The sequence below is a fragment of the Terracoccus sp. 273MFTsu3.1 genome, assembly GCF_000383675.1.
GTDB lineage: Bacteria > Actinomycetota > Actinomycetes > Actinomycetales > Dermatophilaceae > Terrabacter.
Map to the genome: position 1 here is coordinate 988,200 of NZ_KB911820.1, position 24,849 is coordinate 1,013,048.

General features: G+C 72.4%; 21 protein-coding genes. 12 read left to right on the forward strand and 9 right to left on the reverse strand.

All coding sequences use genetic code 11. From position 1 onward, the window contains the following. Window positions 1-58 precede the first annotated feature (58 nt). Entirely contained in the window at window positions 59-718 is a 660-nt protein-coding gene (locus H283_RS0104975) for a TrmH family RNA methyltransferase (RefSeq protein WP_051103524.1), read from the forward strand. Between the two features lies 1 nt (window position 719). On the opposite strand, the gene H283_RS0104980 is transcribed toward H283_RS0104975, so the two are convergent. After that, window positions 720-1,898: a citrate/2-methylcitrate synthase gene (locus H283_RS0104980; RefSeq protein WP_020142417.1), complete on the reverse strand. Its 1,179-nt coding sequence runs from the start codon at window positions 1,896-1,898 to the stop codon at window positions 720-722. 128 nt (window positions 1,899-2,026) lie between these two features. Between H283_RS0104980 and H283_RS0104985 the strand changes: the two genes are divergently transcribed. Further along, complete coding sequence (locus H283_RS0104985; RefSeq protein WP_020142418.1) at window positions 2,027-3,199, forward strand: citrate/2-methylcitrate synthase; 1,173 nt, start codon at window positions 2,027-2,029, stop codon at window positions 3,197-3,199. A gap of 214 nt (window positions 3,200-3,413) precedes the next feature. Beyond that, a complete protein-coding gene (locus H283_RS24075; protein WP_020142419.1) occupies window positions 3,414-4,682 on the forward strand; it encodes an MFS transporter in 1,269 nt (422 codons plus the stop codon). 2 nt (window positions 4,683-4,684) lie between these two features. On the opposite strand, the gene H283_RS0104995 is transcribed toward H283_RS24075, so the two are convergent. The 4 genes from H283_RS0104995 to H283_RS0105010 are packed head-to-tail and all read right to left on the reverse strand — an operon-like array spanning window position 4,685 to window position 8,992. Continuing rightward, window positions 4,685-5,944 (reverse strand): ABC transporter permease, encoded by a 1,260-nt coding sequence (locus H283_RS0104995; protein WP_020142420.1) that lies wholly within the window; start codon window positions 5,942-5,944, stop codon window positions 4,685-4,687. Further along, window positions 5,941-6,867, reverse strand: coding sequence for an ABC transporter ATP-binding protein (locus tag H283_RS0105000; RefSeq protein WP_051103548.1), 927 nt, complete (start codon window positions 6,865-6,867; stop codon window positions 5,941-5,943). Before H283_RS0105000 ends, H283_RS0104995 begins: the two co-directional genes overlap by 4 nt. Window positions 6,868-6,902: 35 nt before the next feature. Further along, a complete protein-coding gene (locus H283_RS0105005; RefSeq protein ID WP_020142422.1) occupies window positions 6,903-7,607 on the reverse strand; it encodes a response regulator transcription factor in 705 nt (234 codons plus the stop codon). Further along, window positions 7,604-8,992, reverse strand: coding sequence for a sensor histidine kinase (locus tag H283_RS0105010; protein ID WP_020142423.1), 1,389 nt, complete (start codon window positions 8,990-8,992; stop codon window positions 7,604-7,606). The genes H283_RS0105005 and H283_RS0105010 overlap by 4 nt, the downstream gene beginning before the upstream one ends. Window positions 8,993-9,070: 78 nt before the next feature. On the opposite strand from H283_RS0105010, the gene H283_RS0105015 reads away from it, so the two are divergent. Beyond that, window positions 9,071-10,198, forward strand: a complete 1,128-nt coding sequence (locus H283_RS0105015) for a Xaa-Pro peptidase family protein (RefSeq protein ID WP_020142424.1) — start codon at window positions 9,071-9,073, stop codon at window positions 10,196-10,198. Window positions 10,199-10,271: 73 nt separating this feature from the next. Here H283_RS0105015 and H283_RS0105020 read toward each other — a convergent pair whose 3' ends face one another. Continuing rightward, a complete protein-coding gene (locus H283_RS0105020; RefSeq protein WP_020142425.1) occupies window positions 10,272-11,684 on the reverse strand; it encodes an FAD-binding oxidoreductase in 1,413 nt (470 codons plus the stop codon). A 29-nt stretch (window positions 11,685-11,713) separates the two neighbouring features. Between H283_RS0105020 and H283_RS0105025 the strand changes: the two genes are divergently transcribed. From H283_RS0105025 to lysS, 7 genes are all read left to right on the forward strand, one after another. Then, window positions 11,714-12,559, forward strand: coding sequence for a GNAT family N-acetyltransferase (locus tag H283_RS0105025; RefSeq protein WP_156022974.1), 846 nt, complete (start codon window positions 11,714-11,716; stop codon window positions 12,557-12,559). Between the two features lie 175 nt (window positions 12,560-12,734). After that, on the forward strand, window positions 12,735-13,352 hold the full coding sequence (locus tag H283_RS24080) for a hypothetical protein (protein ID WP_156022975.1): 618 nt from the start codon (window positions 12,735-12,737) through the stop codon (window positions 13,350-13,352). Between the two features lie 102 nt (window positions 13,353-13,454). Continuing rightward, complete coding sequence (gene fbaA / locus H283_RS0105035; RefSeq protein ID WP_020142428.1) at window positions 13,455-14,483, forward strand: class II fructose-bisphosphate aldolase; 1,029 nt, start codon at window positions 13,455-13,457, stop codon at window positions 14,481-14,483. Beyond that, on the forward strand, window positions 14,480-14,887 hold the full coding sequence (locus H283_RS0105040; RefSeq protein WP_020142429.1) for a DUF3151 domain-containing protein: 408 nt from the start codon (window positions 14,480-14,482) through the stop codon (window positions 14,885-14,887). Before fbaA ends, H283_RS0105040 begins: the two co-directional genes overlap by 4 nt. A gap of 25 nt (window positions 14,888-14,912) precedes the next feature. Next, window positions 14,913-15,716: a Cof-type HAD-IIB family hydrolase gene (locus H283_RS0105045; protein WP_020142430.1), complete on the forward strand. Its 804-nt coding sequence runs from the start codon at window positions 14,913-14,915 to the stop codon at window positions 15,714-15,716. Between the two features lie 86 nt (window positions 15,717-15,802). Next, on the forward strand, window positions 15,803-17,113 hold the full coding sequence (locus tag H283_RS0105050) for an adenylosuccinate synthase (RefSeq protein WP_020142431.1): 1,311 nt from the start codon (window positions 15,803-15,805) through the stop codon (window positions 17,111-17,113). 59 nt (window positions 17,114-17,172) lie between these two features. Continuing rightward, window positions 17,173-18,951 carry a lysine--tRNA ligase gene (gene lysS / locus H283_RS0105055; protein WP_020142432.1) on the forward strand — a complete coding sequence of 593 codons (1,779 nt, stop codon included), beginning with the start codon at window positions 17,173-17,175 and terminating at the stop codon, window positions 18,949-18,951. Window positions 18,952-19,057: 106 nt separating this feature from the next. Here lysS and H283_RS0105060 read toward each other — a convergent pair whose 3' ends face one another. Together H283_RS0105060 and H283_RS0105065 are read right to left on the reverse strand one after the other, a co-directional pair. Then, window positions 19,058-20,635 carry a M4 family metallopeptidase gene (locus H283_RS0105060; RefSeq protein ID WP_020142433.1) on the reverse strand — a complete coding sequence of 526 codons (1,578 nt, stop codon included), beginning with the start codon at window positions 20,633-20,635 and terminating at the stop codon, window positions 19,058-19,060. 589 nt (window positions 20,636-21,224) lie between these two features. Continuing rightward, window positions 21,225-23,543 carry an ATP-binding domain-containing protein gene (locus tag H283_RS0105065; protein WP_081633767.1) on the reverse strand — a complete coding sequence of 773 codons (2,319 nt, stop codon included), beginning with the start codon at window positions 23,541-23,543 and terminating at the stop codon, window positions 21,225-21,227. A gap of 59 nt (window positions 23,544-23,602) precedes the next feature. Between H283_RS0105065 and H283_RS0105070 the strand changes: the two genes are divergently transcribed. After that, window positions 23,603-24,235 carry a GNAT family N-acetyltransferase gene (locus H283_RS0105070; protein ID WP_020142435.1) on the forward strand — a complete coding sequence of 211 codons (633 nt, stop codon included), beginning with the start codon at window positions 23,603-23,605 and terminating at the stop codon, window positions 24,233-24,235. Window positions 24,236-24,244: 9 nt separating this feature from the next. Here H283_RS0105070 and H283_RS0105075 read toward each other — a convergent pair whose 3' ends face one another. Then, on the reverse strand, window positions 24,245-24,838 hold the full coding sequence (locus tag H283_RS0105075) for a DinB family protein (RefSeq protein ID WP_020142436.1): 594 nt from the start codon (window positions 24,836-24,838) through the stop codon (window positions 24,245-24,247). Window positions 24,839-24,849: the final 11 nt, after the last annotated feature.

Consider the following 24,849-nt stretch of genomic DNA (forward strand, 5'->3'; position numbering starts at 1 on the left):
CCGGTGGTTAGTCTTCCGGGCATCCGATGTGACACCAGACTGAACCGGAGGGGGATCCGTGGCATCGCCTGAAGGGGGTGAGACCCCGAGCGAGTCGGACGAGGTGACCCCCGCCGTCGGGGTCGGCCCCTGGCCGGGACCGTGGCCGTCCGGCGACCACTGGGATCCCGAGCTGCTCGAGCACGGCGACCGGCGCAACGTCGTCGACGCCTACCGGTACTGGCGCCACGACGCGATCGTCGCCGACCTCGACGTCCGACGCCACGACTTCCACGTCGCCGTGGAGAACTGGGGCCACGACTTCAACATCGGGTCCGTCATCCGCACGGCGAACGCCCTGGGCGCCCGGGCGTTCCACATCGTCGGCAAGCGGCGGTGGAACCGCCGCGGGGCCATGGTCACCGACCGCTACCAGCACGAGCACCACCACGCGGACGCCGCCTCGCTCGCTGCATGGGCGCGCAGCGAGGGGCTCGCCCTCGTCGGCGTCGACAACCTGCCCGGCTCGGTGCCCATCGAGACCTTCGACCTGCCGCGCCGGTGCGTCCTCGTCTTCGGCCAGGAGGGCCCGGGGCTGTCCGAGCCGATGCGGGCCGAGTGCACGGCCGTGCTCCACATCGAGCAGTTCGGCTCCACCCGCTCGATCAACGCCGGCGCGGCCGCGGCGATCGCGATGCACGCCTGGGTGCGGCGGCACGTCTTCGACCAGCGGGTGTAGCTCAGCCCTGGGGGTCGCGGCCGCGCCAGCGCAGGGGCTCCTCGGCATACTCCTCGACGACGTGGGCGGCGACGCCGACCGACCTCGCGACCTGGAAGACCACCTCGCCCGACTCGGCGGGCAGGCCGAGGGCGTGGAGCACGGCGGCGCTCGCGAGGTCGATGTTGGGCAGCGCTCCGGTGCGCTCGGCGACGAGCGCCGCGAGCGCGTCGACGCGCCGCCGCAGCCGGGTGGTGCCGCGCCGACGCCAGAGGGCCTCGAGCACGACGTCGGCCCGCGGGTCGCCGTCGGGGTAGAGGAAGTGCCCGAAGCCGGCCACCACGCCCCGCTCGCGCAGCGATCGCGCCACGAGCACGGCGGGGTCGACGCCCTCGGCGAGCAGCGCGTGGGCGGCCACGGGGGCCGCGCCGTGGAGCGGTCCGGCCATCGCGGCGTACGCGGCCGACAGGCAGTCGTGGAGCCCGGCGCGCGTCGAGGCGGCGACCCGCGCGGCGACGGTGGAGGCGGTCAGGCCGTGGTCGAGGAGGGCCACGAGCAGCACCCGGAGCACGGCGACGTCGCCGCCGGCAGCCGGGTCACCGCCGAGGGCGGTCAGCGTCAGGCCCGTGAGGTCGCCGGACCGGGGACGGGTCGCCGGACGGAGCGACGGGGCGCCGGCCAGTGCGACCGCGGCCCGCACCACGGGCAGCGCCGCGTGCCTGACCCTCTCGGGGTCCGTGTCCGAGGCGAAGGGGTCGGCCGCCGCGAGCAGCTGCACGGCCACGGGCATCCGCCGTTCGAGCGGCAGGGCCGTCAGGTCGAGGTCGGCCGTCTCCGGCACCCCCGAGACGGCCTGCGGCACCGTCGTCCCCAGCACGACCGCTGCCGCCTCCTCGAGCGATCGCAGGGCGACGACGTCGCCCAGGGCGCGTCCTCGGTAGAAGAGCTCACCCTCTGCCTGTCGGCTCACGGCGGTGGCGATGCTCCGGAAGCGCAGGACCGGCTGCGGGCCGCCCGGGGGGCGGGTCGCCGAGGCCATGGCGTCGATCTGCGCCCGGTCGAAGAGGCTCTCCTGCTGGCCCGGGCGGCGCTCGCTCCGCAGCAGGCCACGGCTGACGTACGCGTAGAGCGTCGCGCGCTTGACGCCGAGTCGCTGGGCGGCCTCCGTCGTCGTGATCCACGTGCCTCGTGCGGTCGTCACGTCGCCTCCGGGTGCGTCGGGTCGATGGCGTCGACGAGGTTGATCGAGTCAACCCGTTGACACGATCAACATTGACGATGTTGATCAACATCGTTGACAGTGACGAGTGAACCTGAAAGGAGGACCCCATGTCCACCACGTCCACCGGATTCATCACCGTCCCGAAGGGTCTCGCCAAGGTCGTCGTCACCGACACCGAGCTCGGCGACGTCCGCGGCGACGAGGGCTTCTTCCACTACCGGCAGTACTCCGCCGTCGAGCTCGCCGAGCAGGTCGGCTTCGAGCAGGCCTGGCACCTGCTCGAGCGCGGTCACCTGCCCGACGACGCAGAGCTGGCGGCCTTCACCGCAGACGTGGGGCGCCTTCGGGTCCTGCCGCCCGGTCTCGCCGACCTGCTCCCGGCCATCTGCGCGACGACCACGGACTCGCTCCAGGTGCTGCGCACGACGCTGTCCGCCTGGGGCGGGATCGCCGGCCTGCGCCCGCTCTACGACTGCGACGAGGACGAGAAGGCCGCGGCGGCGCTGGCGGCCGTCGCCGTCACACCGACGATCCTCGCGGCGGCGCACCGTCTCCACCACGGCCTCGAGCCGGTGCCGGCCGACCCGACGCTGGGCCACGCCGAGGACTACCTGCGCATGGTGACGGGGCGGCGGCCCTCGGCGCGAGACGCCCGCGCCGTCGAGCAGTACCTCGTCGCGACGATGGACCACGGTTTCAATGCCTCGACGTTCACCGCACGGGTCATCGCGAGCACCGGCGCGGACCTCGCGGCCTGCCTCGTCGGGGCGATCGGCTCCTTCTCGGGCCCGAAGCACGGCGGCGCGCCCAGCCGGGCGCTCGAGGCGCTCGACGAGATCGGCACCCTGGACCGGGCCGACGACTGGGTGCGCGACCGCATCGGGTCCGGCGACCGGATCATGGGGTTCGGTCACGCCGTCTACCGGACGCGCGACCCGCGCTCGGAGATGCTCAAGCAGGTCGCCGGCGGCTGGGACGACCCGCTCGTCGACCTCGCCGTCGGGGTCGAGGACGCCATCGAGCGCGCCCTCGCCGAGCTGAAGCCGGGGCGCGAGCTGCACGCGAACGTCGAGTTCTACGCCGGCGTCGTCATGAAGCTCGCGGGGCTCGAGCCGTCGATGTTCACGCCGACCTTCTGCGTCGCGCGCGTCGTCGGCTGGACGGCCAACGTCCTCGAGCAGAGCCGCGACCCGAAGATCATCCGGCCGGCCGCACGCTACGTCGGGCCGCCGCCGCCCCAGCCCGTCCCCACCGGGACGCGCGCCTCGCAACCGGCCTGACCGGGGGAGGGCATCGAGCAGGCCCCGACGCATCCGGTTGCCGGGGCCTGCTCGGCGCGACCGGGGGAGCATCCGGTCGCTGGTGGTCGCCCGGAGCCCTCCGAACGTCACGTCCACGGTAGGACAGAATCGGAGTCTCGGGTCGACGTTCAGGTCAGGACTCGACAAGGTGGTGTCAAGGAAGGGTAGGCATCGCGTAAGGAGTGGGCTCGGGGTGTCACGAACGTCGGTCGAATCGCCCGGTAATGCGGCATTCGTCCGTTTCTGGGTCGCCGACGCCGTCTCCAACCTCGGCACCTTCGTCTCGGCGCTCGCCCTCCAGCTGCTCCTCATCGAGACCCTCCACGCCGACCAGACCGAGCTCGGGATCGTCCGGGCGGCGACGTGGCTGCCGTACCTCCTCTTCGGCATGCTCGCCGGCGTCGTCGTCGACCGGATGCGGCGCCGGCCGCTGCTCGTCGCGGCCGACCTGCTCTGCGCTCTGCTCGTCGGTACGATCGGGGTGCTCGCCCTGACCGGCCACCTGACGGTGCCGCTCGTCGCCGTCCTCGTCTTCGGCGCCGGCTCGGCCTCGATGTTCTTCAGCGCCGCCCACCTGTCGTTCCTGCCGACGGTCGTGCCGGAGACCCGCCTCGCCTCGGCTAATGCCCGGCTCGCCCAGACCTACTCCGCGACGCAGTCGCTCGGCCCGCTCATTGGCGGTGCACTCGTGCGGCTGCTGTCCGCGCCCGTCGCGGTGCTCGTCGACGCCGTGTCGTATGCCGTGTCTGCCCTCGTGCTCCTGACCGTCCGTGTCCCGGAGCGGGCTCCCGAGCGCGCTCCTGAGCGGCACGTGTGGCGCGAGCTGCGCGAGGGCGCGGCCTGGGTCTACCGGCACACGGTGCTGCGCCCGTACGCCATCTCGCTCCACCTGTGGTTCTTCGCCAACGCGATGGTCACGACGGTGCTCGTCTACTTCGCCACGACGGAGCTGCACCTCGACGCGCTCGCGGTCGGGCTCGTCCTCGCCGCGACCGGTGTGACCGGCGTGCTCGGAGCCGGCCTGTCCCCGCGACTCGGCGTGCGCTTCGGCACCGGCCGGGTGATCACGACGACGGAGTGGCTGAGCCCGGCGGCATACGCCCTCCTGCTGCTCGCCCAGCCCGGGCCGTATGCCATCGTGTGGCCGCTCGTCGCCAACGCGCTCTTCGGCCTGGCGATGGGGCTGCGCGACCCGCTCGACATGAGCTACCGCAACCTCGTGACGCCCGACCGGCTGCGGGGACGGATGAACGCCACGATCCGGTCGCTCAACTGGGGATCGATCGCCGTCGCGGCTCCCCTCGGTGGCCTCGTCGCCGCGACGTGGGGCAACCGGGTCGCCATCGCCGTCGGGGTGGTCGGGCTCGCGGTCGCGGCCCTGCTGCTCTGGAGCTCGCCGTACCGTCACGTCACGGCGCCGGGTGAGCGCCCCGTGCGGGGTGCGGTGCAGGGCCGCGCCTGAGGTCAGTCCGCCGTGCGCAGGGCCTGCTTCCACGACATCCGGCCCCGGGTCTGCATGAGCGACCGTCGGTAGACCTTCTCGCCGATGACGACGGTCACCGCGGAGAAGGCTGCCATGAGCAGGAGGGCCACGACGGGCTCCCACCAGGCGGCGTCCCCCGCGATGATGCGGCCCGGCATCGCCACGACCGACACGATCGGCACGAAGGATGCGACCTTGAGCGGCGTGCCGGTCAGGGCGAAGCTCGCGAAGTAGACGAGCATGAGCAGCGTCGTCAGGGGGGAGGTCGTCGACTGGAGGTCCTCGGTGCGCGAGGCGAGGGCGCCCGCGACGGCGAAGAGGCAGGCCAGGGCGAAGAAGCCGACCGCGAAGAAGAGGACGAACCACACGACGGCGGTCGAGAGGGCCGGCAGCAGCGACGACCACTCGGTGAACGACACCGCCACGAGCCCGACCCCGGCGAAGAGCACCACCTGGGCCATCGCGATGACGGCGTTGCCGACGACCTTGCCGGCGAGCAGGGCGCGCAGCGGGATCGCCGTCGCGATGATCTCGACGAGGCGCGACTGCTTCTCCTCGACGACGCTCGCAGCGATCTGCTGGCCGAACATCAGGGCGCCCATGAAGAAGAGCAGCGCGAAGGCGAAGGTCGCGGCCTGCACGAAGCCCCGGTTCGTCGTCTGCCCGTCGAAGCGGTCGGCGACGAGCGTCGCCCCGCGCTCGAGGGCCTCGACCGTCGTGCCGGCGGCCGCCGCGTTGCGGTCGAGCGCGGCGTCGCGGACGGCTCCCTCGAGGGGCGTCCGCAGCGACGCTGCCACGTCGTCGCCGGACGTCACGGTCCAGCCGGCCGACGTCTGGTGCAGCCACGCGTCGACCTCACCCCGGTCGACGGCGGCGTGCGCGGCGTCCTCGCCGGCGACGGTCGTCGGGGTGATGACGACGGTGTCGCTCGTCGAGCGGGCCGTCGACGCGGCGTGCTCGACGAGGCGCGTGCCCTCGGCCGACGACACGGCGACCGTGTAGGTCGTCGTCTTGCCCGCCTGCCAGGCCGAGAAGGCCGCGAAACCGGCGATGAACACGAGCGTGAAGAGGGTGGAGAAGAGGAACGTGCGGTTCGTGACGCGGACGACGACCTCGCGCACGGCCACGATGAGCCACGGTCGCCCACCGCCGGACGACGGCTCGTCGGTGAGCCCGGCCTCGGCGCCACGGACGCTCTCGCCGGTGGTGTCGGGGTCCGGTCGGTGCTGCAGGGTGGTCATGCCGTCACCTCACGGTAGATCTGGGCCAGGGTGGGTCGCTGCGGCGAGAACTCGTGCACGTCGCCGCGTCTCAGGGCCTCCTCGAGCAGGGTCCGTTCGGCGCCGTGCTCGACGATCTCGAGCAGGGCCGTGTGCCCCTCGACGTCCACGGCGTGCACGCCCCCGACTCCGCGCACCCATCCGGCGTCGCCCGACAGGACGAGCCGGTGCCGCGAGACGGAGGTGGAGCGCAGCTCGTCCGGGGAACCCGACGCGACGACCCGACCCTTGGCGAGCACGACGAGGCGCTCGCAGAGCCGCTCGACGAGGTCGAGCTGGTGGGAGGAGAAGAGGACCGGCACGCCCTGCGTCGTGTGCTCGCGCAGCAGGTCGGCCATGTTGTCGACCGCGGCGGGGTCGAGGCCGCTGAACGGCTCGTCGAGCACGAGCGCCCGGGGTCGGCCCATGAGCGCGGCGATGATCTGGACCCGCTGCTGGTTGCCGAGGGAGAGCTTCTCGACGTGGTCCTTGGCGCGCTCGGCGAGACCGAGGCGCTCGAGGTGGGTCGTGACCGACGACCGGGCCGCCGAGGCGCTGAGCCCCCGGAGCCGTCCGAGGTAGACGAGCTGGTCGAGCACCGCCTGCTTGGGATAGAGCCCGCGCTCCTCCGGCATGTAGCCGAACTGGCGCCGGTCGAGGGCGGTGATCGGACGACCGTCCCAGAGCACCTCGCCACCGCTCGGCGACAGGACGCCCATGACCATGCGCATCGTCGTCGTCTTACCGGCACCGTTGCCGCCGACGAAGCCGGTCAGCCGACCGGCCCCGACCGTGAAGCTGATGTCGTCGACGGCGCGGATCTCGCCGAAGGTGCGGCTCAGGTGCCGCAGCTCGATGTCGGCCGTGGCGCGTGGTCTGGTGAGTCGGTCCCCGTCTTCGCTCATGACACCCACGCTAGGCCGCGCGGGAGCGCCCAGGATCAGCCGCTCGGTTGATCCTCGGGGTCCCCCCGGAGGATGAGACCGGCCTCGTAGGCCAGCACGACCGCCTGGACGCGGTCGCGCAGGTGCAGCTTGGCGAAGACGTTGGACAGGTGCGTCTTGACGGTGGCCTCGCCGACGAAGAGCCGACCGGCGATCTCGGCGTTGGAGAGCCCACGTCCCACGAGACCGAGCACCTCGAGCTCGCGGGGTGTCAGGTCGTCGAGCCGCGGGTCCCGCTCGGCCCGCCGTGGGGCGACCCGATCGTCGGCGACCGGCCCGCTCGTCATCTGCTCGATGACGCGCCGGGTGACCTCCGGAGCGAGCAGGGCGTGACCACCCGAGACGGCACGCACCGCCTCGATGAGGTGGTCGGCGTCGGCGTTCTTGAGCAGGAAGCCGCTCGCCCCGGCGGCGAGGCCGGCGAAGACGTAGTCGTCCCGGTCGAACGTCGTGAGGATGACGACCCTGGCGAGGTCGTCGGCGACGATGCGCCGGGTCGCCTCGATGCCGTCCATGAGCGGCATCTGCACGTCCATGAGCACGACGTCGGGTCGCAGCTCGCGCGTGAGCCGCACGGCCTCCTCGCCGTCGCTCGCCTGCCCGATGACCTCGATGTCGTCCTCCACCGAGAGGATGAGCGAGAATCCGGACCGCACGAGCAGCTGGTCGTCGACGAGCAGGACGCGTACGGGCGCACTCACGGCGCCTCCTCGGGCAGCGGCATCCGCACGCGGACCCGGTAGCCACCGGTGACCCGGGGCCCGATCTCGCTCACCCCGCCGTGCGTCGCGAGGCGCTCGCGGACGCCGAGGAGCCCGAGCCCGGTCCCCGACGTCCCCGACCGCGGCCGCCCGCCGTCGAGCACCTCGACCTCGGCGTACCCGTGCGCGAAACCGTGCTCGGGTCGTCGGTCGACGCGGACGAAGACGGTCGCGGAGGCGGCGGTCGAGTGCCGGCGCACGTTGGCCAGCGCCTCCTGCGCGGTGCGGTAGAGGGACAGCCCCAGCGGTGCCGGGACGGAGGCGGCTGCGCCGGGCACGTCCTCGACGACGTGGCACTCGACCTCGAGACCGTGGGTCGCAGCATCCCGCGCGAGAGCCGCGACGTCCGTGAGCCCGGGCTCGGGCGCGCGGGTGCGGGCGCCCGGGCCCGTCCCGTCGGGGCCCACCTCCTGGTCGTCGGCGCGCAGCGTGCCGAGCAGCCCCCGCATCTGCGCCACGGCATCGCGCGACGACGTCTCGACCGACCGCAGGGCGCCCTCGGCGGCGTCGGGGTCGCGCCGGAGCACGCGACGGGCTGCAGCGGCCTGGATCCCGATGACCGACACGTGGTGGGCGACGACGTCGTGGAGCTCGCGCGCGATCCGAAGCCGCTCCTCGACGACGGCCTGCCGCTGCAGGCTCGCGGCCTGGGCGTCGATGGTGCGGGCCTGGGCGGCGAGCCGGTCGCGCTGGAGCGCGGCGCGCCAGGCGGCCTGGCCGCCGATGATGGCGCCGCCGAAGTAGAAGACGTTGATGAGCAGGGTGTAGACGACGTAGGCACCCGCCGGGCTGAAGAGGCCCTGGTGGACGAGGGGCTCGTCACCGCGGCTCATCGCCTCCTCGACCCCGCTGCCGACCGCGAGCTGCCAGGCGAGCCAGCCGAACATGAGCAGCACGACGCCGGCCACGACCCCGAGCATGGCCTGGCGGTCCCGCGCCCAGGCGACGCCGGTGAAGAGGGCGAGGAAGTAGACCACCTGCATCGGCATCGAGACCGCGACGGCGGGCATGAGCAGTCCGAAGACGAAGAGGTGCAGCGACAGCCCGGCCGCGACGAGCAGCGGCCACCGGTGGCGCCAGATGAGCGGGACCGTGCCGAGAGCCACCGCGACATGTGGCCAGACCCACGAGTCCTGCTGGGCGCCGAGGGAGTCGATGCTGCGCAGCAGCTCGACGCCGAGGGAGCCCGCGACGAGGAAGCCGAGGGCGACCCACAGGTCGGTGCGCCGTTTGCGGGGCGAGTCGTCGGGCACCCGCTCCCAGTCGGTGTCGACGCCGAAGTACGCCCTCACCCGCGCCACGAGGGCAGTCCACCGGCCGTCCATGGGATCCAGCCTAGGCAGGCCGGTGCCCGAGCCGGCTCCCCCTCGAGGTGGAGGGCGTGGCGGCGGTAGGTTCGGCGCATGGGTGTCAGCTCCTCCGTCCTCGACGTCTCGACGATGCGCTCCCGGCTCGACCGGCTGCGCCACCACGCGGCCGACGCCGGCGTCGCCGCGACGGTCGTGTCGCCCGGCTCCGACCTGCGCTACCTCACCGGCATCGCGGGCTCGTCCTTCGAGCGCCTCACGGCCCTCGTCGTCCCGAGCGACGACGCGGTCGCCCCGGTCTTCGTCTCGCCGGCGCTCGAGTACGCCGGCCTCGGCCACGTGCCGCTCGGCGAGCTCGGCGTCGAGGTGCGCACGTGGGTCGACGGCGAGGACCCCTACGCCCTGGCGCTCGGCGGAGTGCCGAGCGGTCGCGTCGCAGTGTCCGACATGACGCCGGCGCTGCACCTGCTGCGGCTCCGCGACGCGGGGGCCGGCGACCAGCAGCTCGCAGGGCCGGTCCTGCGCGAGCTGCGGATGCGCAAGGACGCACTCGAGCTCGCGGAGCTGCGTGCGGCCGGAGCCGCGATCGACCGGGTGCACGCGCGGGTCGGCGAGTGGCTCCGGCCCGGTCGCACCGAGGCCGACGTCGCCGCCGACATCGCTGCCGCGATCGTCGAGGAGGGCCACGCCACGGCCGAGTTCGTCATCGTGGGGTCGGGTCCCAACGGTGCGAGCCCGCACCACTCCGTCAGCGACCGCGTCATCGAGGACGGCGACGTCGTCGTCGTCGACATCGGCGGCCCGCTGCCGTCGGGCTACGGCTCCGACAGCACGCGCACGTATGCCGTCGGGTCGCCCCGTGAGCCCGGCGTGGCCGAGGCGTATGCCGCGCTCCAGGCGGCGCAGCAGGCGTCCGTCGAGTCGGTGCGTCCCGGAGCCACGTGCGAGGAGATCGACCGGGCGGCTCGCGACGTGCTCGCGGAGGCCGGCCTCGCCGAGCACTTCATCCACCGCACCGGCCACGGCATCGGCCTCGACGGCCACGAGGAGCCCTACATCGTCGCGGGCAACGACCTGCCGGTCGAACCCGGCATGACCTTCAGCATCGAGCCCGGCGTCTACCTCGCGGGCCGTTGGGGTGCACGGATCGAGGACATCGTCGCGGTGACCGACGACGGTGTCGAGCGCTTCAACACGAGGCCGACCGACCTCGTCGTCCTCTGACGACAGACACGCGTGACGACGGGGCCACTCGACGGTCGAGTGGCCGCGTCGTCCCAGGGCCAGGTGGGCGCCCTCAGGAGTCGAAGCCGACGCCGATCCGGTCGAGAGCGCGGAGCCACAGGTTGCGGCGCCCGGTGCGGTCCTCGGCCGCGAGCGACGACCGCGTGGCCCGCACCGCGGCATACCGGATCGGCTCGGGAGGGAAGGGGATCGGCTTGCGCCGCACCATCTCGAGACGGGTCAGCTCGGTGTCCTTGCCGTCGACGAGGTCGAGGGCGACGGCCGCACCGAAGCGGGTCGAGGCGACGCCCAGCCCGGTGTAGCCGACGGCATACGCCATCCGTCCTCCGAGCGCCGTGCCGAAGACCGGTGTGAAGCGCGACGTCGTGTCGATGACGCCGGCCCAGCGGTGCGTGAAGCGGATGCCCTCCAGCTGAGGGAAGAGGTCGAGGAAGTGGTCGGCGAGCAGCCCGTGGGAGGCGTCCGACTGCTCGAGCGCGGGGTCGATGCGTCCGGGGAAGTGGTAGTTCGCGTCGTAGCCGCCGAAGAGCACCCGGTCGTCGAGCGTCCTTCTGTAGTAGTGGAACTGGTTGCCCGCGTCGGTCAGTCCCTCGCGTCCCTTCCACCCGATGGCGTCGAGCTGGCCCGGCGTCAGGGGCTCGGTCATGAGGACGTGGTCGTAGACCGGGAGCACCCACGCGCTGAAGCGCCTGAGCACGCCCTGCGACGCGTTCGTGCCGATGACGACGCGTCGCGCGTGGATCGAGCCGCCGTCGAGCGTCACCCTCACCCCGTCGCCCTCCGTGTCGAATCGCGTGGCACGCGTGTGCTCGTGGAGCCGCACGCCCAGCGACTCGGCCGCGCGTGCCAGGCCCCAGACGAGGCGCGCGGGGTCGACGAGCGCGACCTCGGGGTCGTACATCCCGGCGAGGTAGCGCGGCGAGTCGACGCGCGCCCGCGCCTGCTCTGCGTCGAGCAGCAGGGCCGGCACGCCGTGCGCCCGGTGCAGCTCGTAGGACTCACGGACAGAAGGGATCTGGTGCTCGGTCAGGGCCAGCGTCAGCTCGCCGGGCACGTGGTGGTCCGCGTCGATGCCGTATGCCGTCAGCGTCCTCTCGATGCCCGCGACGTTCTCGGTCGCGAGCCGGTCGAGGGTCTCCATCTCGTCGGGCCAGCAGCCGACCCCCTGGGCGAGGCCGTGGGTCAGTGACGGCGCCATGAAGCCGCCGTTGCGCCCGGACGCACCGTCGGCCAGCCGGGCTGCCTCGACGACGACGACGTCACGTGACGGGTCGGCCTCCTTGGCCTGGATCGCGGCCCAGAGCCCGGTGAACCCGCCGCCGACGACGAGCAGGTCGGTGCGGGGCGCCGCGCCGGTCAGGGCCGCCCGTGGGTCGGGCCGCTCGGGTCGGTCGATCCAGAACGGGACGGGGCGCGCGTCGGCGAGGGCAGCGGCGGCGCGGGGCGAGAGCGGGGAAACAGGCATGACGAGACGGATCAGACCATGCTTGGCTGGTGCCTGTGAACCCCCGTTCGTTCCAGAGCGATGCCGCGTCGGCGTCGGCGCCCGTGCCCGAGCAGCTGCTGCGGGTCTTCCACGACCAGACGCGCGCGCCCGTCCCGCTCGGGACGGCCGAGCGCCCGCTCGAGCTCGACGGCCCCGTGCGCAAGCACTACGACCTCGACCCGGCCGGTCACTTCGCGATGGTCGAGAGCCCGGACGGCCTCGGTGACGACCCCGACGGCCTCGTCGCCCGGGTGCGCGACTTCTTCGCCGAGCGGGGGCAGAAGGTCGAGTGGAAGACGTACGACTACGACGAGCCGAGCGACCTCGGTGCGCGCCTCGAGGCAGCGGGCTTCGTCCGCGAGGACGACGAGGCGCTGATCCTCGGTGAGGCCTCGCCACTCGCGGCGCAGGACCTCGCACTGCCCGAGGGCGTCGTCGTGCGTGCCGCAGACGGCTTCGAGGACTTCGCCCGGATGCGCACGATGTCCGAGACGGTCTGGGGGGAGGACCACGCCTGGGTGACCGAGTCGCTCTACCCCGAGTGGGTCGCCCGGCCCGAGTCGATGGACGTCGTCGTCGTCGAGGAGTCCCGTGAGGGGCCGGTCCTCTGCGCGGCCCGTGGCGAGTACGACGCGAGCGGGTTCACCGGCCTGTGGGGTGGCTCGACGCTGCCCGAGTGGCGCGGCCGCGGGCTCTACCGCGCCACGCTGCTCCACCGGGCCCGCCTGGGCCTCGACCGCGGCAAGGAGTACGTCCGCGTCGACGCCTCGCCCGACTCCGAGCCGATCCTGCGTCGCCTCGGCCTGCACCGCGTCGCGACGACGACCCCGTACGTCTTCGATCCCACGGCCTGACGGGGCGACGGTGGTGACGCGGGCACCACGGCGGCGCACCGCCACGACCCCTCGGTCCGCTGTGGCCGCCGCGGCGCTGGCCGCCACGCTGCTCGGCGCCTGCACCACGGAGAGCCCGGACCCCTCTGGCCGCAGTGCCACGTCGACGACGGGGCCGGCGCAGCCCGATCCGGGCATGACGTTCATCGAGGCCGCCCCGCGGTGCACCACGACGAGGCCGCTCACCGGCAGGGGCCGCGTCCCCCTCGACGCCGTCTTCCCCGGCGCCGAGACGAGCGCGTTCTCCGCCCCCAAGGAGGCGGTGCCGGGGCCCGACGCCGCCGACCGGACGCGGTGTCCCGGCGAGCTGCCCTCCCGGCCGCAGTGCGACGCCCTCGTGCCGTGGACCGGCCTGCTCGCGGACGCGTTCGTCCCGGCGAGCGGGGTGCGGCGCCTCGTCGAGGGCTACCTCCTGACGATGCCGAAGCAGGCCGGCAACCAGGCCCCACCGGAGAGCTCGGCCGGCACGAAGGTCGTCACCTTCAGCCTCGTCGACCTCGCCGCGGGTGACCCGCGAGGCCTCGTCGCCTACCTCGACGCGGCGTTCACGACCTGCGCGAAGGCGTCGCCGAGCCGCGTGGCCGGTGTCGCCGCCCGCATCGGGACGGTCCCCTCGGAGTACGGCGCCGGGTCGGCCGAGGTGGTCCTCCTCCGCCGCGGACCCCACCTCGTGTGGGCCACGCTCGACGGCAGCGGGTGGCATCCGGGGGAGCAGCAGAAGGCCCTCGCGGTGCTCGTCGCGCGCCTCCTCTGAGCGGGCGCTCACCGGTGGGTGGTCACCCGTGGGCACGCAGCGGCATACGTGGCAGGATTCACGGCGGATCGTGAACCCGCTCACCAGACAGCAGGAGTAGCAATGCCCATCGCCACCCCCGAGGTGTATGCCGACATGCTCGACCGCGCGAAGGCCGGCTCCTTCGCGTACCCCGCCATCAACGTCTCGAGCTCGCAGACGCTGAACGCCGCGCTCAAGGGCTTCGCCGACGCCGGCTCCGACGGCATCATCCAGGTCTCGACGGGTGGGGCCGACTACCTCTCCGGCCCGAGCATCAAGAACATGGTGAGCGGCTCGCTGGCCTTCGCGGCCTACGCGCACGAGGTGGCCAAGAACTACCCCGTCAACATCGCGCTGCACACCGACCACTGCCCCAAGGACAAGCTCGACACCTTCGTGCGCCCGCTCCTCGCGGCGAGCACCGAGCGCGTCCAGGCCGGCGGCACGCCGTGGTTCCAGTCGCACATGTGGGACGGCTCGGCCGTGCCCCTCGACGAGAACCTCCAGATCGCCCAAGAGCTGCTCGCGCTCGCCAAGGCCGCGCACGTCATCCTCGAGATCGAGGTCGGTGTCGTCGGCGGCGAGGAGGACGGCGTCGAGGGGGCCATCGACGACAAGCTCTACTCGACCCCCGAGGACGCGATCGCGACGATCAAGGCCCTCGGCTCCGGTGAGAACGGCCGCTACCTCACGGCCCTCACCTTCGGCAACGTCCACGGCGTCTACAAGCCGGGCAACGTCAAGCTGCGCCCCGAGATCCTCCTGCAGGCCCAGCACGCCGCCGCCAAGGAGCTCGGTCTCTCCGACGACGCGCGCCCCTTCGACCTCGTCTTCCACGGCGGCTCGGGCTCGCTGCCCGAGGAGATCTCGGCCGCCGTCGACAACGGCGTCATCAAGATGAACGTCGACACCGACACGCAGTACGCCTTCACGCGCGACATCGCCGGTTGGATGATCGGCAACTACGCCGGCGTGCTCAAGATCGACGGCGAGGTCGGCAACAAGAAGCAGTACGACCCCCGCGCCTGGGGCAAGTCGGCCGAGGAGGCCATGGCCAAGCGCGTCGTCGAGGCCTGTGACGCCCTGCGCTCGGCGGGGACGCACCAGTGAGCGACAACCTGCTCGGCATCCCCGAGACCCGGCTCGCCGTCGACCCGGCCGCCGAGAAGCTCGACGCCGGGGTCGACCCGGTGCAGGTCGCGGCGACCCACCCCGCGAGCTCGCTCGCGTGGGCCGTCCTCGCCGAGGACGCGCTCGCCGACGGTGACCGCGACGTCGAGGCGTACGCGTACGCCCGCACCGGCTACCACCGGGCGCTCGACTCGCTGCGCAAGTCCGGCTGGCGGGGGCAGGGTCCGGTGCCGTGGTCGCACGAGCCCAACCGCGGCTTCCTGCGGGCGCTCGCGGCGCTCGCCCGGGCGGCCCGCGCCATCGGCGAGAGCGACGAGGAGGCGCGCTGCACGCAGTTCCTGCGCGACAGCTCGGCCGAGGCGGCGCGCGAGCTCGGTCTCTGACCGGCCCGACCGGGCACCCCACCGCATGACGCTCTTCTGCTCCGACGTCGACGGCACGCTCCTCGACCACCGACGCACGCTGTCCTCCCGCACCGTGGCCGCCATCCGGGCGGTGCGGGAGGCCGGGCACACGTTCGTGCTCTGTTCGTCCCGCATGCCGGCGTCGCTGGAGGGTCTCGAGCGGCTCTGCGGCGTCGAGCCCACCCCGCTCATCGCGTACAACGGCGGGCTCGTGCTGCGTGCCGACCGCTCGGTCGTCACTGACGTCGCGATCACCCCCGACGACGCGAGGGCCACGTATGCCGTGTGCGAGCGGCTCGCGCTCCACGCGAGCTTCTTCGCCGGGGACGACTGGTACGCCTGGGGTCCCGACGAGTGGACCGAGCGCGAGGCGACGATCACCGCTGTCGACCCGAGTTCGCGGTCGGCGCACGACTACGTCTCGAGCGGTCGCGTCGACGGGCAGCCGCCGCACAAGGTCATGGCGATGGGCGACCCGGGGCTCGTCGACGAGCTCGAGGCGGCGCTGGCCGGCCGGGCGGGCCTCGTGAGCTACCGGTCCAAGGACACCTACCTCGAGATCGCCAACGCCACTTGCTCCAAGGGGGACGGGCTGCGCGCCCTCGCCGGCGAGCTCGGGATCGACGTCGCCGACACGGTCTTCTTCGGCGACAACCACAACGACGTCTCGGCCTTCGCCGTGGCGGGCACTGCGGTCGCGGTCGCCAACGCCGTCGACCCGGCCCTCGACGCGGCCACGGTCGTGACGGGCCACCACCGCGAGGACGGCGTCGCCGCCTACCTCGAGGACTGGCTCGCGAGCCACTGACCGGCGGGGAGCGGGCGGCGTCCGTCGCACCGGTCTCGAACCGATAACCTTGCGGTTGGCTTGGACCACAACCGGAAGGCAGACCGATGCCGGCAATCGTGCTCGTCGGAGCGCAGTGGGGTGACGAGGGCAAGGGCAAGGCGACCGACCTGCTGGGCAGCAGCGTCGACTACGTCGTCAAGTTCAACGGCGGCAACAACGCCGGCCACACCGTCGTCATCGAGAAGGACGGCAAGCGCGAGAAGTACGCGCTGCACCTGCTGCCCTCGGGCATCCTCAGCCCCAACTGCGTGCCGGTCATCGGCAACGGCGTCGTCATCGACCTCGGCGTCCTCTTCGAGGAGCTCGAGGGTCTCGAGGCGCGCGGCGTCGACACGAGCAAGCTGCTCGTCAGCGCCAACGCGCACGTCATCCCGAGCTACAACCGCACCATCGACAAGGTGACCGAGCGCTTCCTCGGCAAGCGCCGCATCGGCACGACCGGCCGCGGCATCGGCCCGACCTACGCCGACAAGATGAACCGCGTCGGCATCCGCATCCAGGACCTCTACGACGAGGGCATCCTGCGCCAGAAGGTCGAGGCCGCCCTCGAGCTGAAGAACCAGGTGCTCGCGAAGATCTACAACACCCGCGCCTCCGCCGTCGACGACGTCGTCGAGGAGCTGCTGTCGTATGCCGCCCGCCTCGCTCCCATGGTCGCCGACACGAGCCTGGTGCTGACCCAGGCGCTCGACCGCGGCGACACGGTGCTCTTCGAGGCGGGGCAGGCGACCCTGCTCGACGTCGACCACGGCACCTATCCCTACGTCACGTCGAGCAACGCCGTGTCGGCCGGCGCCTGCACCGGCTCCGGCGTGCCGCCGACCCGCATCGACTCGGTCATCGCGATCCTCAAGGCCTACACGACCCGCGTCGGTGAGGGCCCGTTCCCGACCGAGCTGCACGACGACAACGGCGAGTTCCTCCGCAAGACGGGCGCCGAGTACGGCACGACGACCGGACGCCCGCGCCGGTGCGGCTGGATGGACACCGTGGTCGGCCGATACGCGACCCGCATCAACGGCGTCACCGACTTCGTCATCACCAAGCTCGACGTCCTCACCGGCCTCGAGAAGGTCCCCGTCTGCGTCGCCTACGACGTCGGCGGCGTCCGCCACGACGAGATGCCGGTCAACCAGACCGACTTCCACCACGCGACGCCGATCTACGAGGAGCTCGACGGCTGGTGGGAGGACATCACCGGCTGCCGCTCCTTCGAGGACCTGCCGGCCAACGCCCAGGCCTACGTGCTGCGCGTCGAGGAGCTCATCGGCGCGCGGGTCTCGGCCATCGGTGTCGGCCCGGGCCGCGACGAGATCATCGAGCGCTTCCCGCTCAAGCCGGCCGTCGCGCACTGACGCGGTCGCGCGGTCGCACGCACACGGCATACGAAAGCCTCTGTAACTGAAGGAAACCCATGACTGAAGAGGTCACCCCGCTCGACTGGGTCACGCGTCTGGCCGACGACGTGATCGCCGAGGCGCAGGAGCGCAACCCCGGCGAGACCATCGTCTGCGCGTCGGGCATCAGCCCGTCCGGGCCGATCCACCTCGGCAACTTCCGCGAGCTCATCACCCCGCACCTCGTCGCCGACGAGATCAAGCGGCGCGGGATCGACTGCGAGCACATCCTCAGCTGGGACGACTTCGACCGCTTCCGTCGCGTGCCGAAGAACCTTGCGGGAGTGGATGACTCGTGGGAGCAGTACATCGGTATGCCGCTGACCTCCGTGCCGCCGCCCGCCGGTTCGGCGCACGTGAGCTGGGCCGACCACTTCAAGGCGCCGCTCATCGAGGCCATGGTGGCCACGGGCATCGAGGTGCGCCAGATCAGCCAGACCGAGCAGTACCGTGCCGGTGTCTACCGCGACCAGGTGCTGCTCGCGATGCGTGAGCGCTTCGCCATCGACAAGGTGCTCGACCAGTACCGCACGCTCGAGGCCGTCGAGGCCGCACGCCAGAAGTCCAGCGGCAAGGGCAAGGGCCAGCAGCAGCAGAAGGCGGCCAAGCTGACCGAGGAGCAGGCGGCCGCCGCGACGGAGGCCGAGCGCGGCTCGGGCGCGGCGTCCGAGGACGACGGCAGCGAGGGCAAGGCAGGCTACTACCCGTTCAAGCCCTTCTGCTCCTCGTGCGGCACCGACTTCACGACCGTCACGGCCTACGACGACGACAGCCACGAGCTGACCTACGACTGCACGAGGTGCGGGCACACCGAGACCGTCGACCTCGACACCTTCACGAACGGCAAGCTCGTGTGGAAGGTCGACTGGCCGATGCGCTGGGGGCACGAGCACGTGCTGTTCGAGCCGTCGGGTGTCGACCACCAGAGCCCGGGCAGCAGCTTCGTCGTCGGCAAGGACCTCGCCCCGATCTTCGGCTGGGAGCGCCCGGTCGGCCCGATGTACGCGTTCGTCGGCATCGCGGGCATGGCCAAGATGAGCTCGAGCAAGGGCGGTGTGCCGATCCCCACCGACGCGCTCGAGGTCATGGAGGCGCCGGTGCTGCGGTGGCTCTATGCCCGACGCCGGCCCAACCAGAGCTTCGACGTCGCGTTCGGACCCGAGCTGCAGCGCCTCTACGACGAGTGGGATGCGTTGGGCCGCAAGGTCGCCGACGGTTCGGCGCAGGCCGGTGACCTCGCCGCGCACCTGCGTGCCACGTCCACAGCCGCAGGGCCGCTGCCGACGACGCCGCGCCCGATGCCCTTCCGCACCATCGCGTCGGTCATCGACGTGACGCAGGGCGACGAGGAGCAGGCCGTGCGCATCCTCAGCGAGCTCGAGCCCCACAACCCGGTGGCGTCCACCGACGACCTGCGGCCCCGGCTCGACTGCGCCGAGCGCTGGATGCTCGGCTACGTGCCCGCGGAGGACCGCACCATCGTGCGCACCGAGCCTGACGCCGAGCTGCTCGGCAGCCTCGACGAGCAGCAGCAGGAGTCGCTGCGGCTGCTCGCCGAGGGTCTCGACGAGCACTGGTCCCTCGACGGCCTGACGCACCTCGTCTACGGCGTCCCGAAGATCCAGCGCGGCATCGACCCCGAGGCGAAGGTCAAGGACCCGGAGCTGTCGGCCGCCCAGCGCGCCTTCTTCGTCCTCGTCTACCGACTGCTGGTGTCGAAGGACACCGGCCCGCGCCTGCCGACGCTGCTGCTGGCCGTCGGCGCCGACCGCGTCCGCACCCTCGTCGGCCACTGAGCCACCGGCACACCCCCTCGACGGGGAAGGCCCCGACCACGTCTGTGGTCGGGGCCTTCGCACGTCTGCCGCTGGTCGACCCTCGCAGGTCGGCGAGCGGTCCTGGTCAGCTGACGCCCACGGCGGACCATGCGGCGGCGGTGGCGGCGTACTGGGTGCTGCCGGCGCCGTAGAGGTCGGTCGCGGCCGAGAGCATGCCGGCGCGGGCACCGGCGTAGTTCGTCGACGAGGTCCAGTAGGTCGTCAGGGCGCGGTACCAGATCGCGGCCGCGGCGTCGCGGCCGATGCCGGTCACCGTGCTGCCGTTGCACGTCGGGCTGTTGTAGCTGACGCCGTTGAGCGTCTTCGCCCCGCTGCCCTCGGACAGCAGGTAGAAGAGGTGGTTGCCCACGCCCGACGAGTAGTGGACGTCGAGAGTGCCGACCCGCTTGCTCCAGCAGTCAGCGGACGCGCCGTCCTTGCTCGGCTTGTCCATGTAGCGCAGCGGGCCCGCTCCGTTCTTGGCGAAGCGCTCACCGATGAGGTAGTCGCCCGGGTCGCCGCTCGTGTTGGCGGTGAACTCGACCATCGTGCCCATGACGTCGGACGTCGACTCGTTGAGGCCGCCGGACTCGCGCGCGTACGTCAGCCCTGCCGTCGCCGAGGTGACGCCGTGGCTCATCTCGTGGCCGGCGACGTCGAGCGAGACGAGCGGACCGTAGCTGACGCCGTCACCGTCGCCGTAGCGCATGCAGAAGCACGTGTCGCTCCACGAGGCGTTGACCCAGCCGGTGCCGACGTGGACGAGGCTGCGGGCGCCCTTGCCGTCGTTCTTGATGCCGTTGCGGCCGAAGGTGTTCTTGTAGAAGTCCCAGGTGGCGCCGACGCCGAAGTCCGCGTCGACCGCGGCGGTCTGCCGGTTCGTGTTGGAGCCGGCGGTGCCCCAGACGTTGTCGGCGTCGGTGAAGAGCGTGCCCGTGGTCGAGGTCGTCGACCCGTTGTTGCCGTCCTCGGTGCGGGCGCCGCCGCGGGTGGCGTCGATCATCTGCCACTGGCCGCCTGACGGGGTGGTCTGCACGGTCACGGTGCCGAGGTAGAGGCTGTTGCCCGTGCCGGCGTCGTTGACCTCCGTGGCCCAGTGGTCGACGACGGAGCCGGAGCGCGCATCGACGAAGACGACCGTGCCGGCCGGCTCCCCGTGCGCGCCGACCCCGTCGACCTGTGTCTTCCAGACCAGGCGGGCCGGGCCGCCCATCGCGTAGACGGCGAGGGAGGGCCTGCTGCTGCTGACGCTGAAGTCGACGGTGCGGGCGGCGGTGGCGGCGGCGGTCGCCGGAGCGACGGTGGGAGTGGTGGACGCGACCCGGACGGACGTGGAGGCCGCGTTGGCGCCCTTCCACGTGCCGGCCTTGTCGGTGTGGACGACGAGATCGCCACCGACGACGGGCAGGCCCTTGAACGTGCGGTCGAAGCGGACGTGCGTCGTGCCGTCCTTGTCGGTCGCGACGCTGCGGGACGTGAGGCCCTGGTCCTGGTCGAGGCCGAAGGCCGAACCGTGGGCCCTCGCGGCGGCGACGGCCCGGTCCTGGCCGGCTCCCGAGGTGGACTGGGTGGCTGCCTGCGCGCCGCTCGTGGCGATCGTCGCAAGGGCGGTGGCGGCGATCGCTGCGGTGGCGACCGACGTCGTGATGAAGCTCTTCTTCAAGGCGTACTCCTGGCTACCGAGGTGCCCCCGAGGGCGGTCGGATGACCGTTCCGCCACATTTGTCGGTTTGCGGGCGTGACGCCAGAGAGCAGGGTCATTGTTTGCCGCTGCTTGAACAAGAAATGAACCGGGCCGAGGGCTGTTCCCAGACTTCTCTCAGGAAGTGGGCGAGACGGCCGGACGAGCCCGGACATGGAAGCGGGCGAGGGGCGAGATGCAGGGGGGTTGCATCTCGTCCCTCGCCCGGTGCGTCGTCCACATTGGGGGCGGGACTTCGCCGAACGCCAAGGGCCTCAGGGGGGAGGAGGCGGCGGGGAGGGTAGGTTCGCGCGCCTTGACGTTGAAGCAATCATCCCCCCGGGCGGGGGCACAGTCGACGGTTCGCGGAATCCTTGAACAAGTCTTTACCTAAAGGAAAATCGGCCGGACGAGCCTTCCTGCGCCCGGGCGAGGCTGCCGGTCCACATTGGGCGACGGTGCGTCGTGCAGACGGCGAAGTCTGCGCCGAACGGCCCCGAGATCAGGACGAACCGATCACGCCGAAACGTCCCGAAGGCCGGAGTGCGGGGCCCGCGACGGCCCTGCACGGTCAGGCCAGGATCGTCATCCGGTGTGCCGCACGGGTCAGGGCGACGTAGAGCACCCGGATCCCGCCGGGCGACTCACGAGTGATCTCGTCGGGGTCGACGACGACGGTGGCGTCGTACTCGAGGCCCTTCGTCGACATCGGGTCGATGACCTGGACGCGGCCCTCGCCGAGCTGGGAGACCGGTTCGAGAAGCGCCGCGTGCACGGCCGGGGTGATGACCGCGATGGCCCCCTCGACCTCCCCGAGCAGCGACTCGACGGCGGCCCGGACCGAGGCCAGGGCGTCCGGACCGAGGGGACCCTCCAGCGGGTCGATCCCCGTCTCGCGGACGGCCTGCGGGATGTCCGCGTCGGGCACCTCGCGGCGCACGACCTCGGCGGCGTAGTCGAAGATCTCGCGCGCGTTGCGGTAGTTGGTGTCCATGTGGAACTGCTGGCGCGCCTGCGACCCGAAGGCCTCCTCTCGCGCGGCAGCCGCCTCGGCGGCATCGGGCCACGAGGCCTGGGCTGCGTCACCGACGACGGTCCACGACGCATACCGCCCGCGACGGCCGATCATCCGCCACTGCATGGGCGAGAGGTCCTGGGCCTCGTCGACGAGGACGTGGGCGTACTCGTCGGGCTTGCCGATGCGGCCGGCGAGGAGCTTGTCGCGCGGGTCGGTGAGAACCCGCGGCGCGCCGGCGTCGCGCGCCGCGCTGACGACCGGCTGCACCTCGGTGACGCCGTACTGGCTGAGGTCCTCGAGCTCCTCGATCTCGTAGAAGCCGCGCTCCTCCTTGGGGGGCTCCTGCACCGGGCCGACGCGGGCGGCGATGTCGTCGACGAGCGCGACGTCGGCCACCGACCACGTGCCGGTCTCCAGCGCGAGCCGGAACGAGGCGGCCAGCGGCTCGATCTCGTCGTCGCGGAGGGTGCCGCGGGCGTGCCGGCGCACGAGCTCGGGGTCGCCGAGCCACAGCAGCACCTCGCGGGGGTCGACCTGCGGCCACCAGACCTGCATGAACGCCTCGACGTCGAGGTGGTCCTCCCACTTGTCGAGGAACTCCTCCTTGGCCTCCCGGTCGCCCGTGATGCCGAGGGAGGCCCAGGCGGCCTCCCCGAGGGCGTCCTGGGCCGCGGCCGTGCCCGTGTTGCGCTGGTGCTGACGAAGGACCTGCGAGCGGACGCGGTCGAGCTCGCGCACCTCGAGGCGGACCGGGCGGCCCGCCACCATGGCCCGGAACTCGGTCGGCGTGCCCGGCACGCGGCCGCGTGCCGCGGCGCCGAGCAGGGCGCGGATGCGGGTCGAGCCCTTCGTGCGCGCGACGGCCGGCGGGTCGAACCGCTCGGTGTGCACGACGTCGAGGACGTCGCCGAGGGCGCGCAGGATGACGCTGTCCTCGCCGAGCGAGGGAAGCACGCGCTCGATGTACGCGGTGTAGGCGCCCGAGGGGCCGACGACGAGGATGCCGCCGGACTCGAAGCGGCGGCGGTCGGAGTAGAGCAGGTAGGCCGCGCGGTGCAGCGCGACGACCGTCTTGCCGGTGCCGGGGCCGCCCGTGATCTCCGTGATGCCGCGGGCGCTGGCGCGGATCGCCTCGTCCTGGTGGGCCTGGATCGTCGCGACGATGTCGCGCATCCGCTCGCCGCGGCTGCGGGTCAGGGCGGCCATGAGCGCGCCGTCCCCGACGATGACGAGGTCGTCGGGGGCCTCGGGCACCATGAGGTCGTCCTCGATGCCGATGACGACGGTGCCGCGGCTGCGCAGGACGCGGCGGCGCAGGACACCCATGGGCTGCGTCGGGGTCGCGCGGTAGAAGGCGGAGGCGGCCGGGGCGCGCCAGTCGATGACGAGGGGCTCGTAGTCGTCGTCGCGGACTCCGAGGCGACCGATGTAGCGGATCTCGCGGTCCCCGCCCGAGCTGCCGTCGGCCGGCCGGTGGCCGTTGCCGTTGGCGTCGACCGCGGCCGCGCGCAGCATCGCGTGGTCGATGTCGAGGCGCCCGAAGACGAGGCCTTCGTACTGCGTGTCGAGGGCGGTGCGTCGCTTGGCGGCGTGGAACATCAGGGCGTCGCGCTCGAACAGGGCCGCGCCCTCGGCGTCGCCGACCTCCACCTGCCGGCCGAAGTGGCTGCGCGCGAGGCCCTCGGCCTGGACGCTGTCGGCGCGCACGCCGGCCTTCTCCAGCTCCTCGTGGACGCGGTCGACGTGGGACTGCTCGACGGCGATCTCGCGCGCGAGCTCGTCGGGGATGCTCTTGGTCGACACCGGCGAGGCGCCCCGCGATCCGGGGGCGCTGGTCCGCTGGGACGATGCGTTCGAAGTGCTCACTGACATCCAAGGACTCTGAGGGACGCGCCGGGTGGCGCGGGAACCATCAAGTCTACTGTCAGTTCATGCCCATCGAGGTCTGTGTCCCGCCCACCGGCGCGCCGCTCGTCGGCCGCTTCGTCCGCCTCGACGTGACGACCCCCGACGACGCCCCCGGACTGTTCGCCGTCTACTCCGACCCGCGGTGCTACGAGCAGGGCTTCGCGATGATGCGACCGCACACGTCGGTGGCCGAGACCGAGGCGCTCGTGGGCGCCGCGGTCGCGGCGCGCGGTGCCCACGGGACGGGCCGGACGGCATACACGATCAGGCTCGTCGCCGACGGCGACCTCGGCCCGGCGGGCACCGTCGTCGGGTCGAGCTCGCTCGGCGACGTCGACACCGAACGGCAGCACGTGCACCTCGGCTGGACGATGTACGGCTCGCGCTGGTGGGGCACGCAGGTCAACCCGGAGGCGAAGTTCCTGCTCCTCGCGCACGCGTTCGAGACGTGCGGCTTCGGGCGGGTCAAGATCCAGACCGACGTCGTCAACGCTCGCTCGCGGGCAGCCATCGTCAAGCTCGGCGCGACGTTCGAGGGGATCACGCGGCGCGACGTGAGGCGGGCCGACGGGTCGTGGCGCGACACGGCCGTCCACTCGATCCTCGTCGACGAGTGGCCGCGGGTGCGGGCGGGCCTGCTCGAGCGGCTCGGCTGAGCGCGGTCGTCAGCGGTGCGCGTCTGCTGCGGCCTGGACGCGAGTGAGGTAGGCGTCCCACCAGTCGGCGTCGACCCCGGGCATGTTGTCGCGGTCGCGGAAGCGCCCGACCGAGCCGTCGAGCTGCTCGCGCAGGATGTCGGCGTGCCCTGCGTGCCGGGCGGTCTCGGCGACGAGGTGACCGAGCACGAAGCGGACGTCGACGTGGGCCCGCTCCTCGGGCCAGTGCGGCACGCGGCCCATGGTGTCGAGACCGAGGGCGATGGTGCCCTCGCCGTGCCGCCAGGCCGCGCGGTAGAGGTCGACGACCTCCTCGCGCGACTCGTCGGCGCGGGCGTAGAGGTCGTCGTTGACCTCGGCGTCCTCCGACCAGGCGGGCAGCGGTCGGTCCGCGGGTCGGCCGAACGTCTCGCCGAGATAGCCGAACTCGACGTACGCGAGGTGCTTGACGAGTCCGAGGAGGTTGGTCCCCGTCGGGGTGAGCGGTCGGCGGACGTCGTGGTCGGACAGGCCGTCGAGCTTCCACAGCACCGCCTCGCGATGGGACTGGAGCGTCTGCACCAGCCACGCGTCGTGGTCGGGTGCCGGATGGGTGTCGGGCATCGAGACAGCGT

Bases quoted from the DNA above. Each gene is read 5' to 3' on its own strand.
- H283_RS0104985 (WP_020142418.1), top strand. From the start codon at position 2,027: ATGTCCACCACGTCCACCGGATTCATCACCGTCCCGAAGGGTCTCGCC.
- H283_RS0104995 (WP_020142420.1), bottom strand. From the start codon at position 5,944: ATGACCACCCTGCAGCACCGACCGGACCCCGACACCACCGGCGAGAGC.
- H283_RS0105000 (WP_051103548.1), bottom strand. From the start codon at position 6,867: ATGAGCGAAGACGGGGACCGACTCACCAGACCACGCGCCACGGCCGAC.
- H283_RS0105010 (WP_020142423.1), bottom strand. From the start codon at position 8,992: ATGGACGGCCGGTGGACTGCCCTCGTGGCGCGGGTGAGGGCGTACTTC.
- H283_RS0105015 (WP_020142424.1), top strand. From the start codon at position 9,071: ATGGGTGTCAGCTCCTCCGTCCTCGACGTCTCGACGATGCGCTCCCGG.
- H283_RS0105020 (WP_020142425.1), bottom strand. From the start codon at position 11,684: ATGCCTGTTTCCCCGCTCTCGCCCCGCGCCGCCGCTGCCCTCGCCGAC.
- H283_RS24080 (WP_156022975.1), top strand. From the start codon at position 12,735: ATGACGTTCATCGAGGCCGCCCCGCGGTGCACCACGACGAGGCCGCTC.
- fbaA (WP_020142428.1), top strand. From the start codon at position 13,455: ATGCCCATCGCCACCCCCGAGGTGTATGCCGACATGCTCGACCGCGCG.
- H283_RS0105045 (WP_020142430.1), top strand. From the start codon at position 14,913: ATGACGCTCTTCTGCTCCGACGTCGACGGCACGCTCCTCGACCACCGA.
- H283_RS0105050 (WP_020142431.1), top strand. From the start codon at position 15,803: ATGCCGGCAATCGTGCTCGTCGGAGCGCAGTGGGGTGACGAGGGCAAG.
- lysS (WP_020142432.1), top strand. From the start codon at position 17,173: ATGACTGAAGAGGTCACCCCGCTCGACTGGGTCACGCGTCTGGCCGAC.
- H283_RS0105065 (WP_081633767.1), bottom strand. From the start codon at position 23,543: ATGTCAGTGAGCACTTCGAACGCATCGTCCCAGCGGACCAGCGCCCCC.
- H283_RS0105070 (WP_020142435.1), top strand. From the start codon at position 23,603: ATGCCCATCGAGGTCTGTGTCCCGCCCACCGGCGCGCCGCTCGTCGGC.
- H283_RS0105075 (WP_020142436.1), bottom strand. From the start codon at position 24,838: ATGCCCGACACCCATCCGGCACCCGACCACGACGCGTGGCTGGTGCAG.